At 61.8% G+C, this 18581-nt stretch carries 15 protein-coding genes; all 15 read right to left on the minus strand.

From position 1 onward, the window contains the following. Positions 1-10: 10 nt before the first annotated feature. The 15 genes from rplW to nusG all read right to left on the minus strand — a co-directional run bounded on the left by rplW (position 11) and on the right by nusG (position 18573). Positions 11-304 (minus strand): 50S ribosomal protein L23, encoded by a 294-nt coding sequence (rplW, locus tag ACT01B_RS16205; protein ID WP_445144257.1) that lies wholly within the window; start codon positions 302-304, stop codon positions 11-13. After that, the gene (rplD, locus tag ACT01B_RS16210; RefSeq protein ID WP_090454229.1) at positions 301-903 is read right to left on the minus strand and encodes a 50S ribosomal protein L4; all 603 of its coding nucleotides are present in this window, start codon (positions 901-903) and stop codon (positions 301-303) included. The genes rplW and rplD overlap by 4 nt, the downstream gene beginning before the upstream one ends. A gap of 11 nt (positions 904-914) precedes the next feature. Then, positions 915-1556 (minus strand): 50S ribosomal protein L3, encoded by a 642-nt coding sequence (rplC, locus tag ACT01B_RS16215; protein WP_445144258.1) that lies wholly within the window; start codon positions 1554-1556, stop codon positions 915-917. 20 nt (positions 1557-1576) lie between these two features. After that, positions 1577-1888 (minus strand): 30S ribosomal protein S10, encoded by a 312-nt coding sequence (rpsJ, locus tag ACT01B_RS16220; RefSeq protein WP_017461875.1) that lies wholly within the window; start codon positions 1886-1888, stop codon positions 1577-1579. 462 nt (positions 1889-2350) lie between these two features. After that, complete coding sequence (tuf, locus tag ACT01B_RS16225; protein ID WP_445144259.1) at positions 2351-3541, minus strand: elongation factor Tu; 1191 nt, start codon at positions 3539-3541, stop codon at positions 2351-2353. Positions 3542-3591: 50 nt separating this feature from the next. After that, positions 3592-5709 (minus strand): elongation factor G, encoded by a 2118-nt coding sequence (fusA, locus tag ACT01B_RS16230; protein ID WP_445144260.1) that lies wholly within the window; start codon positions 5707-5709, stop codon positions 3592-3594. Between the two features lie 43 nt (positions 5710-5752). After that, positions 5753-6220, minus strand: coding sequence for a 30S ribosomal protein S7 (gene rpsG / locus ACT01B_RS16235; protein ID WP_266184283.1), 468 nt, complete (start codon positions 6218-6220; stop codon positions 5753-5755). A gap of 18 nt (positions 6221-6238) precedes the next feature. Continuing rightward, entirely contained in the window at positions 6239-6613 is a 375-nt protein-coding gene (gene rpsL, locus ACT01B_RS16240; protein WP_121881674.1) for a 30S ribosomal protein S12, read from the minus strand. Between the two features lie 178 nt (positions 6614-6791). Then, complete coding sequence (rpoC, locus tag ACT01B_RS16245) at positions 6792-11006, minus strand: DNA-directed RNA polymerase subunit beta' (RefSeq protein WP_445144261.1); 4215 nt, start codon at positions 11004-11006, stop codon at positions 6792-6794. Between the two features lie 25 nt (positions 11007-11031). Further along, entirely contained in the window at positions 11032-15189 is a 4158-nt protein-coding gene (gene rpoB, locus ACT01B_RS16250; protein WP_445144262.1) for a DNA-directed RNA polymerase subunit beta, read from the minus strand. Between the two features lie 192 nt (positions 15190-15381). Then, positions 15382-15753, minus strand: a complete 372-nt coding sequence (rplL, locus tag ACT01B_RS16255; protein ID WP_445144263.1) for a 50S ribosomal protein L7/L12 — start codon at positions 15751-15753, stop codon at positions 15382-15384. 45 nt (positions 15754-15798) lie between these two features. Then, positions 15799-16332 (minus strand): 50S ribosomal protein L10, encoded by a 534-nt coding sequence (gene rplJ / locus ACT01B_RS16260; protein ID WP_445144264.1) that lies wholly within the window; start codon positions 16330-16332, stop codon positions 15799-15801. A gap of 344 nt (positions 16333-16676) precedes the next feature. Further along, positions 16677-17384, minus strand: a complete 708-nt coding sequence (gene rplA / locus ACT01B_RS16265) for a 50S ribosomal protein L1 (protein WP_445144265.1) — start codon at positions 17382-17384, stop codon at positions 16677-16679. 3 nt (positions 17385-17387) lie between these two features. Next, positions 17388-17816, minus strand: coding sequence for a 50S ribosomal protein L11 (gene rplK, locus ACT01B_RS16270; RefSeq protein WP_445144266.1), 429 nt, complete (start codon positions 17814-17816; stop codon positions 17388-17390). 196 nt (positions 17817-18012) lie between these two features. Beyond that, positions 18013-18573: a transcription termination/antitermination protein NusG gene (nusG, locus tag ACT01B_RS16275; protein ID WP_445144267.1), complete on the minus strand. Its 561-nt coding sequence runs from the start codon at positions 18571-18573 to the stop codon at positions 18013-18015. Positions 18574-18581: the final 8 nt, after the last annotated feature.

Below are 18581 nucleotides of genomic sequence, written 5' to 3' on the forward strand. Positions count from 1 at the left end.
AACTCCTGGCTCAGGCCTTAGACGACACGTCGATGGTCTGACCATCGGCGAGGCGAACATAGGCCTTGCGCTTGCCCTGGCGATTGCCAGTGCGAAAACGGAAGGACTTAACCTTGCCCTTGGCATTGACGAGGTTCACCTGCTCGACCTTGACGTCGAACATCTGTTCCACCGCAGCGCGGACATCGGCCTTGGTTGCCTCGGGGGCAACCACGAATACGTACTGGCTCTTCTCGGCAAGGCGAGCCGCCTTTTCCGAAATGTGCGGCGCACGCAGCGTATCCAAAATGCGTTCGTTGCTCATGCCAGCCACTCCTCGATCTTCTTCACCGCATCGACGGTCATGACGATGTGGTCCGAACCGACCAGGCTGACCGGGTTCAGAGCCAGCACGTCCACCACGTGGATGTACGGGATGTTGCGCGCGGCCAGGAAGGTAGCTTCGTTGGCGTCTTCCGACACCAGCAGCACACGACCCGAGACCTGCAGCTCAGCCAACTTGGCAACCATCGCCTTGGTCTTCGGGCTGTCGATGCCGAAGCTCTCGACGACCTTCAGACGGTCCTGGCGGATCAGCTCCGACAGGATCGAGCGAATGGCAACGCGATACGACTTGCGGTTGACCTTCTGCTCGTAGCTGCGCGGCTTGGCAGCGAACGTGCGGCCACCACCGACAAAGATCGGTGCACGGTAATCACCGTGACGGGCGCCGCCGCCCTTCTGCTTCTTGAACTTCTTGGTGGTACCGGACATCTCGCCGCGAGAAAGCTGCGACTGGGTACCTGCACGACCGCCCGCCTGATAGGCGACAACGACCTGGTGGATTAGGGCCTGCTTGAGCTCACCGCCGAACACTTCGTCCGACACGTTGAGCGGCTTGGCGCCAATAACATTGAGTTCCATGGCGTCTCTCCTCAACCCTTGGTCGTCGGACGGATGATGACGTCGCTGCCGGTAGCACCCGGCACCGCGCCCTTCACCGCGATCAGATGACGCTCGGCGTCGACCTTGACCACTTCCAGACCCTGCTGCGTACGGTTCACCGCACCCATGTGGCCTGCCATCTTCTTACCCGGGAACACGCGACCCGGGGTCTGACGCTGACCGATGGAACCCGGCGCACGATGCGACAGCGAGTTACCGTGGGTAGCGTCACCCATGGTGAAGTGGTGGCGCTTGATGGCGCCCTGGAAGCCCTTGCCCTTCGACACGCCGGCCACGTCAACGATCTGACCGACCTGGAACACGTCATCGGCCTTGATCTCGGTGCCCACAGCGTACTTGCCGAGATCATCGGCAGACACGCGGAACTCCCACAGACCACGACCCGGCTCGACCTTCGCCTTGGCGTAGTGACCCTTCAGCGGCTGCGTCAGCAGGCTGGCGCGCTTGACGCCCGCCGCGACCTGGACAGCGCTGTAGCCATCGTTATCTTCCGTCTTCAGCTGGGTGACGCGATTCGGGGTGGCTTCAATCAGCGTCACCGGAATCGACCGTCCATCTTCAGTGAAGAGTCGGCTCATGCCGCACTTGCGGCCAACTAGTCCGATACTCATCTTCGTATCCTATCTATCGCTCAGCCGAGCTTGATCTGAACATCTACGCCAGCGGCGAGATCAAGCTTCATGAGCGCGTCCACGGTCTTGTCGTTGGGGTCGACGATGTCCAAAACGCGCTTGTGCGTACGGGTCTCGTACTGATCGCGGGCATCTTTGTCGACGTGCGGCGACACCAGAATGGTGTAACGCTCGATCTTGGTCGGGAGCGGAATCGGACCGAGAACCGTAGCCCCAGTGCGCTTAGCCGTCTCGACGATTTCGCTGGCCGAACGGTCGATCAGACGATGATCGTACGCCTTCAGCCGAATGCGAATCTTTTGGTTCGCCATAAACCGTGTCCTGTTTATCGAAAGAACAAAAACTGTGAACCGGGAAGGCTTCTCGCCGCCCCGCACAACCCATTGTCGCTACAACACTACAAGCCGACCGCGGCGAGCGACTTCATGCCGCACGGTTGACTTTAAAAGACTAGGCAGGCCCTAAAAGGGCCCGCCCAGACGGAAAAGTATAAAACGCGCGAAATGCCCAGGTCAACAAAGCACACGCTTCGTAACCCGAGCTCTTCTTGCGAGTTGGCCATCCGGGCCAGCGAACTCGAAGCACGATCCTGTGCCTCATTTCGCAGTGGTGTCGACCAGCTTCTGGGGCTGTCGACGAGCAAGCCATTAACTATAGCTGCAAATTCAACCGGAAGGAAGCCCTAAGCCGTCTTCCGGCTGAATCTGCCACGCAAGCCCGCCGTTGGCGAGCTTGCGGGCTGCCTCCACCATGCCGGTGGAGGCGACTCGAACTTACTTGATGACCTTGGCCACCACGCCGGCGCCGACGGTGCGGCCACCTTCGCGAATAGCAAAGCGCAGGCCTTCGTCCATCGCGATCGGGTGGATCAGGGACACCACCATCTTCACGTTGTCGCCCGGCATCACCATTTCCACGCCATCCGGCAACTGGCAAGCGCCCGTCACGTCGGTGGTGCGGAAGTAGAACTGCGGACGGTAGCCCTTGAAGAACGGCGTATGACGGCCACCCTCGTCCTTCGACAGCACGTACACCTCAGCCTCGAAGTCCGTGTGCGGGGTGATCGAGCCTGGCTTGGCCAGCACCTGACCACGCTCCACGTCGTCGCGCTTCAGACCACGCAGCAGCAGACCGGCGTTGTCGCCTGCCTGGCCCTGGTCCAGCAACTTGCGGAACATTTCCACGCCCGTGACGGTGGTCTTCTGGGTCGGACGGATGCCGACCACTTCGATTTCGTCACCGACCTTGATGATGCCGCGCTCGATACGACCGGTCACCACGGTGCCGCGGCCCGAGATCGAGAACACGTCTTCCACCGGCATCAGGAACGGCTTGTCGATCACGCGCACCGGCTCGGGGATGTAGCTGTCCAGCGCATCCACCAGCTTGATGATCGCCGGTATGCCGATTTCGCTCTGATCACCTTCCAGCGCCTTCAGCGCCGAACCGTGGATGATCGGCGTGTCGTCGCCCGGGAAGTCGTACTTGCTCAGCAGCTCGCGTACTTCCATCTCGACCAGCTCGAGCAGCTCGGCGTCGTCCACCATGTCGGCCTTGTTCAGGAACACGATGATGTACGGCACGCCCACCTGGCGCGACAGCAGGATGTGTTCGCGGGTCTGCGGCATCGGGCCGTCAGCGGCCGAGCACACCAGGATCGCGCCGTCCATCTGCGCGGCACCCGTGATCATGTTCTTCACGTAGTCAGCATGGCCCGGGCAATCCACGTGCGCGTAATGGCGCATCGGCGACTCGTATTCCACGTGGGCGGTCGAGATCGTGATACCACGAGCCTTCTCTTCCGGCGCCGCGTCGATCGCGTCGTATGCCTTGAACTCGCCACCAAAACGCTCGGCGCCAACCTTCGTCAGCGCGGCCGTCAGCGTCGTCTTGCCGTGGTCCACGTGACCAATCGTGCCGACGTTGACGTGCGGCTTGGTGCGTTCGAATTTACCCTTTGCCATGACTCTAAACCTCTAGAAAAGAACGGTATGTTGTGGGGAGGAAGGCCTTATCAGGCCTTCTTCATGACCTGCTCAGCGATGTTGTTCGGCGCTTCAGCGTAATGGTCGAATTCCATCGTGAAGGTGGCGCGACCCTGGGTCAGCGAGCGAATCGTCGTCGCATAACCGAACATCTCACCCAGCGGGACCATCGCGTCGATGGTCTTGCCCGACGGCGTGTCATCCTGACCCTGAAGCAGGCCACGACGACGGCTCAGATCGCCCATGACGTCACCGACGTAGTCTTCGGGCGTCACCACCTCGACCTTCATGATCGGCTCGAGCAGAACCGGCGACGCCTTGGCGAAGCCCTGCTTGAACGCCATCGATGCGGCGAGCTTAAACGCCATTTCCGACGAGTCGACGTCGTGGTACGAACCGAAGACCAGCTTGACCTTCACGTTCACCACCGGGAATCCAGCCAGCGGGCCGCTGGTGATGGTTTCGCGCAGACCCTTTTCAACCGACGGGATGAACTCCTTCGGAATCACGCCGCCGGTGATGTCGTTGATGAACAGGAAGTCGTTCTTGACGTCCGTGCTCTTGCGGTCTTCTTCGGTCATCGGCGACAGCTCGATCACCACGTGACCGTACTGACCCTTACCGCCCGACTGTTTGGCGTGCTTGTAGTCCGACTTGACGTCCGACGAGCGAATCGTTTCGCGATAAGCCACCTGCGGCTTGCCGACGTTGGCCTCGACGTTGAACTCGCGACGCATGCGGTCCACCAGGATGTCCAGGTGAAGCTCGCCCATGCCCGAGATGATCGTCTGGCCCGACTCTTCGTCCGTACGCACGCGGAACGACGGATCTTCCGCAGCCAGACGGCCGAGGGCGACACCCATCTTTTCCTGGTCGGACTTGGTCTTCGGCTCGACGGCCATCGAGATCACCGGCTCCGGGAACGTCATGCGCTCCAGAGTGATGATGTGATCCTGCGCGCACAGCGTGTCGCCGGTAGTCACGTCCTTCAGGCCAACCGCCGCGGCGATATCGCCGGCGCGGACTTCCTTCAGTTCCTGACGCTCGTTCGCGTGCATCTGCAGGATACGGCCGATGCGCTCTTTCTTCGACTTGACCGGGTTGTACACCTGGTCACCAGCGTTGAGCGTGCCCGAGTAGACGCGGAAGAAGGTCAACGAGCCGACGAACGGATCGGTCATGATCTTGAACGCGAGCGCGGAGAACGGCGCGGCGTCGTCGGCCTTGCGCGATGCTTCGTTGTCGTCTTCGTCGAGACCAGCCACCGGCGGACGGTCGGCGGGCGACGGCAGCAGGTTCACCACTGCGTCGAGCATCGCCTGGACGCCCTTGTTCTTGAACGCCGTACCGCAGAAGACCGGGATGATCTCGCTGGCCAGCGTGCGCTGACGCAAACCGGCAATGATCTCTTCCTCGGTGAGGTCACCCTCTTCCAGGTACTTGTTCATCAGCTCTTCGGTCGCTTCCGCGGCCGACTCGACCATGGTGCCACGAGCCTCGACAGCCTTCTCGGCGAGATTCGCCGGGATGTCCTGGTACTCGAACTTCATGCCCTGGGATTCCATGTCCCAGATGATCGCCTTCATCTTGAGCAGGTCGATCACGCCTTCGAAGTTCTCTTCGGCACCGATCGGAACCTGCATCGTGACCGGGTTTGCACCCAGGCGAGCCTTCAGCTGTTCAACCACCTTGTAGAAGTTGGCGCCCGTGCGGTCCATCTTGTTGACGAACGCGAGACGCGGCACCTTGTACTTGTTGGCCTGACGCCAAACGGTCTCGGACTGCGGCTGCACACCACCCACGGCACAGAGCACGAACACCGCACCGTCGAGCACGCGCAGCGAACGCTCCACTTCGATGGTGAAGTCCACGTGTCCTGGGGTGTCGATGATGTTGAAGCGGTGCTCGGGCAAAGAACGATCCATGCCCTTCCAGAACGCCGTCGTTGCCGCCGACGTAATGGTGATGCCGCGCTCCTGCTCCTGCTCCATCCAGTCCATCGTTGCTGCACCGTCGTGCACCTCGCCAATCTTGTGACTGACGCCGGTGTAGAACAGGATGCGCTCCGTGGTGGTGGTCTTGCCGGCATCGATGTGAGCCATGATGCCGAAGTTGCGGTAGCGCTCGATAGGAGTGGTGCGTGCCACGGTCTTAACCTCTAAAAAGTGCTTGCTTAAAGCGAGTTACTGCTTACCAGCGGTAATGCGAGAAGGCCTTGTTGGCTTCTGCCATACGGTGCGTCTCTTCGCGCTTCTTGATCGCGCCACCGCGATTCTCAGAAGCCTCGAGCAGCTCGGCGGCCAGCTTGCGCGGCATCGAGGTCTCGCCACGCTTGCGCGCGGATTCGATGGCCCAGCGCATGGCAAGCGCCATACGACGACCCGGACGCACTTCGACCGGAACCTGGTACGTAGCACCACCGACGCGGCGGGACTTGACCTCAACCGCCGGAGCGATGTTGTTCAGGGCCTTCTCGACGAGCTGAACCGGCTCGGCGTTCTTTTCACCCAGATGGCTGAGCGCACCGTAGACGATGCTTTCAGCGACCGACTTCTTGCCGCTCTTCATCACCATGTTGATGAAGCGGGCGATCAGCTGGCTGCCATGCTTGGGGTCCGGCAGGACCAGACGGGCGGGATGTGAACCTTTACGCGACATGTTTCTTGTCCTTAGCTCTTATTTCTTCGGGCGCTTGGCGCCGTACTTGGAGCGCGACTGGCGGCGCTTAGTGACGCCGGCGCAGTCGAGACTGCCGCGTACCGTGTGGTAACGAACACCGGGGAGGTCCTTGACGCGACCACCGCGGATCAGGACCACCGAGTGCTCCTGAAGATTATGACCTTCGCCACCGATGTAGCTGATGACTTCGTAGCCGTTCGTCAGGCGCACCTTGGCAACCTTACGCAGCGCCGAGTTCGGCTTTTTCGGGGTGGTCGTGTATACGCGCGTGCAAACGCCGCGGCGCTGCGGGCTGTTCTGCAAAGCCGGAGAAGCACTCTTATAGGTCTTCGGGCTACGGGATTTGCGAACCAACTGGTTGACTGTCGTCATCTGAAGCTGTTCCTGAGAAACATAAAGGCAGACCGAACCGGCTCGGTCTGCCAAGAAGCGGGAATTTAACATGGGCAGCTTGTCACAGACAAGCTGACGCCTGCCCTCCATAGCCCGAACTCGAGGCGCGTTCCTTGCGCCTCATTTCGTATGTCAGCGAGTAAAGCCCGCGAAGGACTTACTCCACACCTATGTCGCTACCGGTGGTGGCTTCCGCGAAGGAGGCCGATGAAGCGGAGCCGGAGAGCGTTGCGAGCTCCGAAGCGGTCAGACCGCCCTGGCGATGACGCTGTGCGTGATACGCCAGACCCGTACCCGCCGGAATTAGACGGCCGACAATAACATTTTCCTTCAGGCCCCGCAAGGTGTCACGCGTGCCACGCACCGCCGCTTCCGTCAAGACTCGGGTCGTTTCCTGGAAGGAAGCGGCCGAAATGAAGGATTCCGTGGCCAGCGAGGCCTTGGTGATACCCAGCAGCACCGACTGGTACTCCGTCGGACGCTCACCGCGGGCGATGGCACGATCGTTTTCGCCGTTGATGCGAACACGCTCGACCTGCTCACCACGCAGATAGTGGCTCTCGCCCGCGTCGGTGATCTCAACCTTGCGCAGCATCTGGCGAATGATTGCTTCGATGTGCTTGTCGTTGATCTTCACGCCCTGCAGACGGTAGACGTCCTGGATTTCCTTGACCAGGTACGAGGCCAGCGGCTCGACACCCAGCAAACGCAGGATGTCGTGCGGGCTGGGCTCGCCGTCCACCACGGTTTCGCCCTTCTCGACGTGCTCGCCTTCGAACACGATGACCTGACGCCACTTGGGAATCAGCTCTTCGTGCTCGTTGCCGTCCACGTCCTTGATGATCAGGCGCTGCTTGCCCTTGGTGTCCTTGCCGAAGCTGATCACGCCCGAACGCTCGGCGAGGATGGCCGGTTCCTTCGGCTTGCGAGCTTCGAACAGATCGGCCACGCGCGGCAGACCACCCGTGATATCGCGGGTCTTGGAGGTTTCCTGCGGGATACGTGCGACCACGTCGCCCACGCCCACCTGCACACCGTTCTGGATCGACACGATGGCACCGGCCGGGAGCATGTACTGCGCCGGCACGTCGGTGCCCGGCAGCTTCAGCTCACGACCCTTGGCATCTTCCAGACGCACGATCGGGCGCAGGTCCTTGGCGGCCGTACCACGGCGCTTCGGATCCGTCACCACCGCCGACTCCAGGCCGGTCAGTTCGTCGGTCTGGCTCTGCACGGTGATGCCATCGATGAAGTCGATGAAGCGCACGGTACCGGCCACTTCCGACACGATCGGATGGGTATGCGGATCCCAGTTGGCCACCGTCTGGCCAGCCTTGACCGGATCGCCATCCTTGATCGCGATGGTGGCGCCATAAGGCACCTTGTAGCGCTCGCGCTCGCGGCCGTTGGCGTCGATGACGCTGACTTCACCCGAACGCGACACCGCCACCAGGTGACCCTGGTTGTGATGCACGGTCTTGAGGTTGTTGAACTGCAGCGTGCCGGTGGTCTTCACCGTCACGTTGTCCACCGCCGCCGCACGCGAAGCCGCACCACCGATGTGGAACGTACGCATGGTCAGCTGGGTACCCGGCTCACCGATCGACTGCGCGGCGACCACACCCACGGCCTCGCCCATGTTGACCAGATGGCCACGGGCCAGATCGCGGCCGTAGCACAGCGCGCAAATACCGTGCGTCGCCGCACAGGTAATCGGCGAACGCACCTTGATCGACTGCACGCCGGCCTTGTCGAGCTTCTCGACCAGGGCTTCGTCCAGCAAGGTGTCGCGGACCACGATCGGCTCATCGTCGTCGCCAGGGGCATAGACGTCCTCGACCGCCACGCGGCCCAGCACGCGCTCGCGCAACGGCTCGACCACGTCGCCGCCTTCCACGATCGGCTGCATGATGACGCCGTCTTCGGTACCGCAGTCATGCGAAGTGATGACCACGTCCTGCGCCACGTCGACGAGTCGACGGGTGAGGTAACCGGAGTTGGCCGTCTTCAACGCCGTATCCGCGAGACCCTTACGGGCACCGTGGGTGGAGTTGAAGTACTGCAGCACGTTCAGGCCTTCACGGAAGTTCGCCTTGATCGGCGTCTCGATGATCGAGCCATCCGGACGCGCCATCAGGCCACGCATGCCGGCCAGCTGACGAATCTGAGCGACCGAACCACGGGCGCCGGAGTCGGCCATGATGTACAGCGAGTTCATCGACTTCTGGTTGACCGTCTTGCCTTCGGCATCGGTCACCTTCTCGGTACCGATACCGTCGATCATCGCCTTGGCCACGAGTTCGTTCGTGCGCGACCAGATGTCGACCACCTTGTTGTAACGCTCGCCGGCGGTGACCAGACCCGACTGATACTGCTCCTGGATCTCGACCACTTCCTTCTCGGCCTCTTCCAGGATCGGCTTCTTCTCGGCCGGAATGATCATGTCATCGATGCCGATCGAGATACCCGCACGCGTCGCGAAGCGGAAGCCGGTGTACATCAGCTGATCGCCGAACACCACGGTCTCCTTGAGACCCAGGCGGCGGTAGCACTGGTTGATCAGACGAGAGATGTTCTTCTTGGTCAGCTCGGTGTTGGCCAGCGCGAACGGCAGACCTTCCGGCATGATCTCGAGCAGCAGCGCGCGGCCCACGGTGGTGTCCACGATCGAGGTCTCGGACGTGCGACCGCCCTGCTCGTCGATGTGCACCTGGGTCGTGCGCACCTTGATCTTGGCGTGCAGCTCGACGGCGCGGTTGTCGTAGGCGCGACGAACTTCGCCGATGCCCGAGAACACCATGCCCGAACCCTTCGCATTCACCAGCTCGCGGGTCATGTAGTACAGACCCAGCACCACGTCCTGGGTCGGCACGATGATCGGCTCGCCGTTGGCGGGCGACAGGATGTTGTTGGTCGCCATCATCAGGGCGCGCGCTTCGAGCTGCGCCTCGATCGACAGCGGCACGTGGACAGCCATCTGGTCACCGTCGAAGTCGGCGTTGAACGCCGTACAGACGAGCGGATGCAGCTGGATGGCCTTGCCTTCGATCAGCTTCGGCTCGAACGCCTGGATGCCCAGACGATGCAGCGTCGGCGCACGATTGAGCAGCACGGGATGCTCGCGGATCACCTCTTCGAGGATGTCCCACACCTGAGCCTCTTCGCGCTCGACCAGCTTCTTGGCCGCCTTGATGGTGGTGGCTTCGCCACGCGCCTGCAGCTTGGCGAAGATGAAGGGCTTGAACAGCTCAAGCGCCATCTTCTTCGGCAGACCGCACTGGTGCAGGCGCAGGGTCGGACCGACCACGATCACCGAACGACCGGAGTAGTCCACGCGCTTGCCAAGCAGGTTCTGGCGGAAGCGGCCCTGCTTGCCCTTGATCATGTCGGCCAGCGACTTCAGCGCGCGCTTGTTGGTGCCGGTGATGGCACGACCGCGACGGCCGTTGTCGAGCAGCGCATCGACCGATTCCTGCAGCATGCGCTTCTCGTTGCGCACGATGATGTCGGGCGCATTGAGTTCGAGCAGACGACGCAGACGGTTGTTGCGGTTGATGACGCGACGGTACAGATCATTCAAATCGGACGTAGCGAAACGACCACCATCCAGCGGCACCAGCGGACGCAGGTCCGGCGGCAGCACGGGCAGCACGGTCAGCACCATCCACTCCGGCTTGTTGCCGGATTCGAGGAAGGCTTCGATCAGCTTGACGCGCTTGGTGAGGCGCTTGAGCTTGGTCTCGGAGTTGGTCGAGCCAATCTCTTCCTTGAGGCGAATCACTTCGCCCGGCAGGTCGAGCGACTTGAGCAGCTCGTAGACGGCCTCGGCACCCATGCGGGCGTCGAACTCGTCGCCGTGCTCTTCCACCGCTTCGAGGTACTGGTCTTCGCTGAGCAACTGGCCGCGCTCAAGCGCGGTCAGACCTGGATCGATCACCACGAAGGCTTCGAAGTACAGGATGCGCTCGATGTCACGCAGCGTCATATCCAGCATCAAGCCGATGCGCGACGGCAGCGACTTGAGGAACCAGATATGCGCGGTCGGCGAAGCGAGCTCGATATGACCCATGCGCTCGCGACGCACCTTGGCCAGCGTCACTTCCGTGCCGCACTTTTCGCAGACCACACCGCGGTGCTTCATGCGCTTGTACTTGCCGCACAGGCACTCGTAGTCCTTCACCGGACCAAAGATGGCGGCGCAGAACAGGCCGTCACGCTCCGGCTTGAAGGTGCGGTAGTTGATCGTTTCCGGCTTCTTCACCTCGCCATACGACCACGACCGGATCAGCTCCGGCGAGGCCAGGGCGATCTTGATCGCGTCGAAGTCAGGCGCGGTGCGCTGCTGATTGAACAGATTGAGCAAGTCTTTCATGCGTAATCTCCCGTGACCGCGACGATCACTTGACCTCTTCGAGGTCGATGTCGATACCGAGCGAGCGGATTTCCTTCACTAGCACGTTGAAGGATTCCGGCATGCCCGCCGCCATTTCGTGGTTACCGTCGACGATGTTCTTGTACATCTGGTTACGACCCTGCACGTCATCGGACTTCACCGTCAGCATTTCCTGCAGGGTGTAGGCCGCGCCGTAGGCTTCGAGTGCCCAGACTTCCATTTCGCCGAAGCGCTGACCACCGAACTGCGCCTTGCCGCCCAGCGGCTGCTGGGTAACGAGCGAGTACGGACCGGTCGAACGCGCGTGCATCTTGTCGTCAACCAAGTGGTTCAACTTCAGGTAATGCATGTAGCCAATCGTTACCGGGCGATCAAACGCCTCGCCGGTACGACCATCGAACAGCGTGGTCTGACCCGACTCCGGCAGATCAGCCAGCCTCAGCATGGCCTTGATCTCTTGCTCCTCGGCACCGTCGAACACCGGCGTTGCCATCGGCACGCCTTCCTGCAGGTTGGTCGCCAGAGTGAAGATTTCATCGTCCGTCAGCGAATCCAGGTCGACGTGCTGCACGGCACCGGCTACATGGTGGTTGTAGATCTGATCGAGGAACTCGCGGATCTGCGCCACCTTGGCCTGCGCCTCGAGCATGTTCTGGATCTTCTTGCCCAGGCCCTTGGCGGCCCAGCCCAGATGCACTTCCAGAATCTGGCCGATGTTCATACGCGAAGGCACGCCCAACGGGTTCAGCACGATGTCGACCGGCATACCGTCAGCAGAGAACGGCATGTCCTCCACCGGCACCACGTTCGACACCACACCCTTGTTACCGTGGCGACCAGCCATCTTGTCGCCCGGCTGGATGCGGCGCTTCACGGCCAGGAACACCTTGACCATCTTGAGCACGCCCGGAGCGAGATCGTCACCCTGGGTGATCTTGCCCTGCTTCTCCTTGAAGCGCTTGTCGAACTCTTCCTTGTGGCGCTTGACCTGGTCAGCCGCGCGCTCGAGGAACTCGGTGACGTCCTCGTCCTTGACGTTGACCTTGAACCAGTCGTCCTTCTTCAGGCCGTCGAGGTAGGCGTCGGTGATTTCCACGCCGCGCTTCAGGCCGCCCGGACCGCTCATCGCGGACTTGCCGACGAGCTGGATGCGCATACGGTTGTAGATCGCGCTTTCCAGGATGCGGAACTGGTCGTCAAGATCCTTGCGGATACGCTTGACTTCCATTTCCTCGATCTGCTTGGCGCGCTTGTCCTTCTCGATACCGTCGCGGGTGAAGACCTGCACGTCGATGACGGTGCCGTCCATGCCCGGGGGCACGCGCAGCGAGCTGTCCTTAACGTCAGACGCCTTCTCGCCGAAGATCGCACGCAGCAGCTTTTCTTCCGGGGTCAGCTGGCTCTCGCCCTTCGGCGTGACCTTGCCGACCATGATGTCACCGGCCTTCACTTCAGCGCCGATGTATACAATGCCGGACTCGTCCAGACGTGCCAGCGCCTGCTCACCCACGTTCGGGATGTCGGCGGTGATTTCTTCGGCACCCAGCTTGGTGTCACGCGCGATGCAGGACAGCTCCTCGATGTGGATCGAGGTGTAACGGTCTTCCTGCACAACTCGCTCGGACAGCAGGATCGAGTCTTCGAAGTTGTAGCCGTTCCACGGCATGAAGGCGATCAGCATGTTCTGGCCGAGCGCGAGCTCGCCCAGATCGGTCGACGAACCGTCGGCCAGCGTGTCGCCCACCGCCACGATGTCACCCACGTTCACCAGCGGACGCTGGTTGAGGTTGGTGTTCTGGTTCGAACGGGTGTACTTGGTCAGCGTGTAGATATCGACGCCGGCGTCGTTGTCGCCGACCTCTGCCTCGTTCACGCGCACCACGATACGAGCCGCATCGACCTGGTCGATCACGCCGCCGCGCTTGGCGGTGGTGATGACGCCCGAGTCACGCGCCACGGCGCGCTCGATACCGGTACCCACCAGCGGGGTCTGCGAACGCAGGGTCGGCACAGCCTGACGCTGCATGTTCGCGCCCATCAGTGCGCGGTTCGCGTCATCGTGCTCCAGAAACGGCACGAGTGCGGCAGCGACCGACACGGTCTGCATGGGCGAGACGTCCATGTAGTCGACTTCGGACGCCGGACGCAGCTCGGACTCGCCGCGGAAACGGCAGGACACGAAGTCTTCGACGAAGGCACCGTCCTTGAGCGGCGAGTTCGCCTGCGCAATGACGTGGTCGCCTTCTTCGATCGCCGAGAGGTAGTCCACCGTATTGGTGACCTTGCCGCCCACGACCTTGCGGTACGGCGTCTCGAGGAAGCCATACGTGTTGGTGCGGGCGTACACGGCCAGCGAGTTGATCAGGCCGATGTTCGGGCCTTCCGGCGTTTCGATGGTGCAGACGCGGCCGTAATGGGTCGGATGCACGTCGCGCACTTCGAAGCCGGCGCGCTCGCGGGTCAGACCACCCGGTCCCAAGGCCGAAACGCGACGCTTGTGCGTCACTTCCGACAGCGGGTTGTTCTGATCCATGAACTGGCTGAGCTGCGAGGAGCCGAAGAACTCCTTCACCGCCGCCGCCACCGGCTTGGCGTTGATCAGTTCCTGCGGGGTCAGACCCTCGGACTCGGCCAGGCTCAGACGCTCGCGCACGGCGCGCTCGACACGCACCAGACCGATGCGGAAGGTGTTCTCGGCCATTTCACCGACCGAACGCACGCGACGGTTACCCAGGTGATCGATATCGTCGACGGTGCCATGACCGTTCTTGATGTCGATCAGCACCTTGAGCACGTCAAGGATGTCGGAGCTCACGCCCAGCGACTTGACCAGGTTGTGCGAGTCTTCTTCTTTGCGCTCGGCGAAGTACTTGTGGTCGTACAGCACGCCCGGACCGACGATGTCCTGACGGCCGACGCGGCGGTTGAACTTCATGCGACCCACGCCCGACAGGTCGTAGCGGTCGAAGGTGAAGAACAGGTTGAAGAACAGGTTCTGCGCAGCGTCCTTGGTCGGCGGCTCGCCCGGACGCATCATGCGATAGATTTCAACAAGCGCTTCGAGCTGCGTCTTGGAGTTATCGATGCGCAGCGTGTGCGAGATGTACGCACCGCGATCCAGGTCGTTCACGTACAGCGTGGGAACGACTTCGATGCCAGCCTTGCGGAAATTCTCCAGCTGCTCGCCGGTGATTTCGTCATTGGCCGAGGCCAGCAGCTCGCCGGTCTTGCTGTCGACGATGTCGGTGGCAAGGATGCGGCCGATCGGATAGTCGTCCGGCACTTCCAGCGCAGTGATGTTCTCAGCGGCCAGCTGACGCACGTGGCGCGCGGTGATGCGCTTGCCGGCTTCCACCAGCACCTTGTCGCCAATGGTCAGGTCGAAGGTCAGCGTTTCACCACGCAGACGCTCTGCCACCAGCTCCAAGGTGGTGCCACCCTTCTTGCCCAGGTGGAACACGTTGTGCTCGAAGAAGATGTCCAGCATCTCGACGTTGTTGTAGCCGAGCGCGCGCAGCAGCACGGTCACCGGCAACTTGCGGCGACGGTCGATACGGGTGAACAGCGCGTCCTTCGGGTCGAACTCGAAGTCCAACCACGAACCGCGGTAAGGAATCACGCGGGCGGAGAACAGCAGCTTGCCCGAGCTGTGCGTCTTGCCGCGGTCGTGGTCGAAGAACACGCCAGGCGAGCGATGCAGCTGCGAGACGATGACGCGCTCGGTGCCGTTGATGATGAAGGTGCCGGTGTCGGTCATGAGCGGAATTTCGCCCATGTAGACCTCTTGCTCCTTCACATACTTCACAGCCTTCTTGGAGGCCGGGCTGTCCTTGTCGTAGATGACCAGACGCACGGTCACGCGCAGCGGCGCGCCGTAGGTCATGCCACGGTTGCGGCATTCGCGCTCGTCGAAGGCAGGCTCGCCCAGGCGATAGTCGACGTACTCAAGCGCGGCATTGCCGGAATAGCTGACAATCGGAAAAACCGATTTCAGCGCGGCGTGGAGACCCTTTTCGTCGCGCTGCTTGGGAGCGACATGCTCCTGCAGAAACTCGCGATAGGAATCGGTCTGGATGGTCAGCAGGTTCGGCACGCCCAATACAGGGGGACGCTTGCCGAAATCCTTGCGGATGCGCTTCTTCTCGGTAAACGAGTAGGTCATGGTGGGTACCGCCTCGGTTGTGTATTCGGTGAATCGGGAATCGCGAATAAGGAATGATCGGTAACGGGTCCGATGTAGCCGGACCATTCCCTATTCCCCATTCCCGAAGGTCGGGAACAGGCAAAGCCCGGGGGATTACGCCCCCAGGCTTGCTTGACGCTAGATCGGACTGACGGCGCGCAAGAGCGCCGATTACTTCAGTTCGACCGTGGCGCCGGCAGCTTCGAGGTCCTTCTTGAACTTCGCAGCGTCATCCTTCGAAGCGGCTTCCTTCACGACGCCACCGGCTTCGGTCAGGTCCTTCGCTTCCTTCAGGCCCAGGCCCGTGATGGCGCGGACGGCCTTGATCACGTCGACCTTCTTCTCGCCGGCGCTCTTCAGGATCACGTCGAACTCGGTCTGCTCTTCAGCAACCGGGCCAGCAGCGGCCGGGCCGGCGGCAACCATCACCGGAGCGGCGGCGGTCACGCCAAACTTCTCTTCGATGGCCTTCACCAGGTCCATCACTTCCATCAGCGACTTGGCGGCGACGGCGTCGACGATCTGTTCGTTGGTCAGGGACATTTCATTTACCTCTGGAATTTGATTCGATTTGAATAGTCAGCGAACTTAGGCGGGCTCGGCTTCAGCCGGGGCTTCGGCGGCAACTTCGCCACCACCCTGCTGATCGGCCACAGCCTTGACGACGCGGGCAAACATGGCGGCCGGCTCGGCCAACACGCGGGCGAGCATGGCGAGAGCCTGTTCGCGGGTCGGCAGCGAGGCCAACACGTCGACGTGCGCGGCCGGCAGCAACTTGCCTTCCACCGAGACGAGGATCGGCTTCAGCTTGTCGTTGCCCTTGGCGAATTCCTTGATCAGGCGCCCGGCTGCACCGGGTTCCTCGGTCGAGAATGCATACAGCAGCGGACCGACCAGGGCGTCTTTGACGACCTCGAAGTCGGTGCCAACCACGGCGCGCGAAGCGAGCGTGTTCTTGACAACTTTCAAGAACACACCAGATTCACGAGCCTTTTTGCGCATCGCGGTCATCTGAGCGACCGTGGTGCCTGCATACTCGGCGGCGATCAAGGAGTGAGCCTTCGCGGCGACTTCTGCCAGCTCGGCGACTACTTCTTGCTTCTGCGAGAGATTCAGAGCCATATCACACCTCTTAATGCATATCCGCTTACGGCTCCTGCCGCTTGCGGTCCTGAGCGATGCCATCCCTGACGTCGGGGACACTTTGGTCCCGGGTGGTGGCCTTTCCAGATCAAATCAAACGATCTCAGAAGGGGCAGCACCATCTGCGCAGGCCAGATTCGCTTCCGAATCCGATTAAGCGACCTCGCTAGCGACCACGGCGTTTCCCTGCCATTGCGAGCTCCCTGCTCGTCGTCGTCGCGCGCTGATCGCGCCTGCGGTCTTTGACGGCGGCACCGGTCTCACAACCGGGGCTGCCTTCAAAAACTGCCCGTGCCAGTTCTCACCGGCACGGGACTTGATTCTTACTTGGTCGTCAGCGTCAGCGACGAGGTATCGACCGGAACGCCCACGCCCATGGTGCTGGACAGCGCGATCTTCTGCAGGTATTGACCCTTGGCGGTCGACGGCTTGGCCTTCAGCAGGTCGTTGACCAGCGTGTTCAGGTTGTCCGCGAGCTGGGCAGCGTCAAAGCTGGCCTTGCCGATGGTGGCGTGGATGATGCCCGCCTTGTCGTTGCGGAACTTCACCTGGCCGGCCTTGGCGTTCTTGACGGCCGTGGCAACGTCGGCGGTGACCGAGCCGTCCTTCGGGTTCGGCATCAGGCCACGGGGGCCGAGCAGCTGGCCGAGCTTACCGACGACGCGCATGGCGTCCGGCGTAGCGATGACGCGACCGAAGTCGAGATCGCCAGCCTGCATGCGCTCTGCCAGGTCTTCCATGCCGACGGCGTCGGCACCAGCGGCCTTGGCGGCCTCGGCCTTCTCACCGGCCGGCACGAACACGGCGACCTTGACGGTCTTGCCGGTGCCGTGCGGCAGCAGCGAGGAGCCGCGCACGCCCTGGTCGGACTTCTTGGCGTCAATGCCGAGGCGGACGGCGACGTCCACGGACTCGGCGAACTTCGCCTTGGCGTTGTCCTTGACGATGTTCAGGGCTTCTTCCAGGCCATAGAACTTGCCCGGCAGCACTGCGGCCTGAGCCGCCTTCAAACGCTTCGTGAGCTTTGCCATGTCTTAACCCTCCACCACCAAGCCCATGCTGCGCGCGCTACCAGCAATGGTGCGCACCGCGGCGTCCAGATCAGCAGCCGTGAGATCCGGCTCCTTCTGCTTTGCAACGTCTTCCAGCTGCTTGCGGGTGATCTTGCCGACCTTGTCGGTATTGGGCTTGGGCGAACCCTTGGCGACGCCCGTGACCTTCTTGATCAGGACGGTGGCCGGCGGGGTCTTGGTGATAAAGGTGAAGCTACGGTCGGAATAGGCCGTGATGATGACCGGAATCGGCAGACCCGGCTCCAGCTTCTGCGTGGCGGCATTGAACGCCTTGCAGAATTCCATGATGTTCAGGCCGCGCTGACCGAGGGCGGGACCCACCGGCGGCGACGGGTTGGCCTGACCGGCCTTGACCTGCAGCTTGATATAACCTGTGACTTTCTTTGCCATTGCTTTTTTCCTCGCGAGTTCAAGCGCCTTGCGGCTCCTCGCAGTACGTTCGGTCCCTGATGGAGGAGGCCCGCGACCCTGCGGACCCTGGAAACACGGACACGCCGAGCCAAAAGACCCCGGCGTGAACCGCGTAGTTTAGAGACTGATCAAGTTTTAAGCAAGCCCCATGCCGGGACCGGCTTGCGGGATCCGATCAGGCCTTCTCGACCTGACCAAACTCCAGCTCGACCGGGGTCGAGCGACCGAAAATGAGCACCGCGACACGCAGGCGGCTCTTCTCGTAATTGACCTCTTCGACCACGCCGTTGAAGTCGTTGAACGGACCCTCGGTGACGCGAACCATCTCGCCCGGCTCGAACAGCACCTTCGGGCGGGGCTTCTCGACACCTTCACGGACGCGACTGAGGATGGCATCGGCTTCGCTGTCGCGAATCGGCAGCGGACGATCCGCGGTGCCACCGATGAAACCCATCACTTTCGGGGTTTCCTTGACCAGATGCCAGCATTCGTCGTCGATGCGCGGCGCCTTGCCGTCGGTATTCGTCTCGATCTGCACGAGAACGTAACCGGGAAAGAACTTGCGCTCGCTGCGGCGCTTCTGGCCGCTGCGCATCTCAATGACTTCTTCGGTCGGCACCAGCACTTCACCGAAGCGCTCTTCCATACCTTCGCGGCGAATCCGCTCATCAAGCGAGCGCTTCACCTGGTTTTCGAAGCCCGAATAGGCGTGTACCACATACCAACGCTTGCTCATGCCATCAC

Source organism: Dyella sp. Tek66A03 (assembly GCF_052567735.1).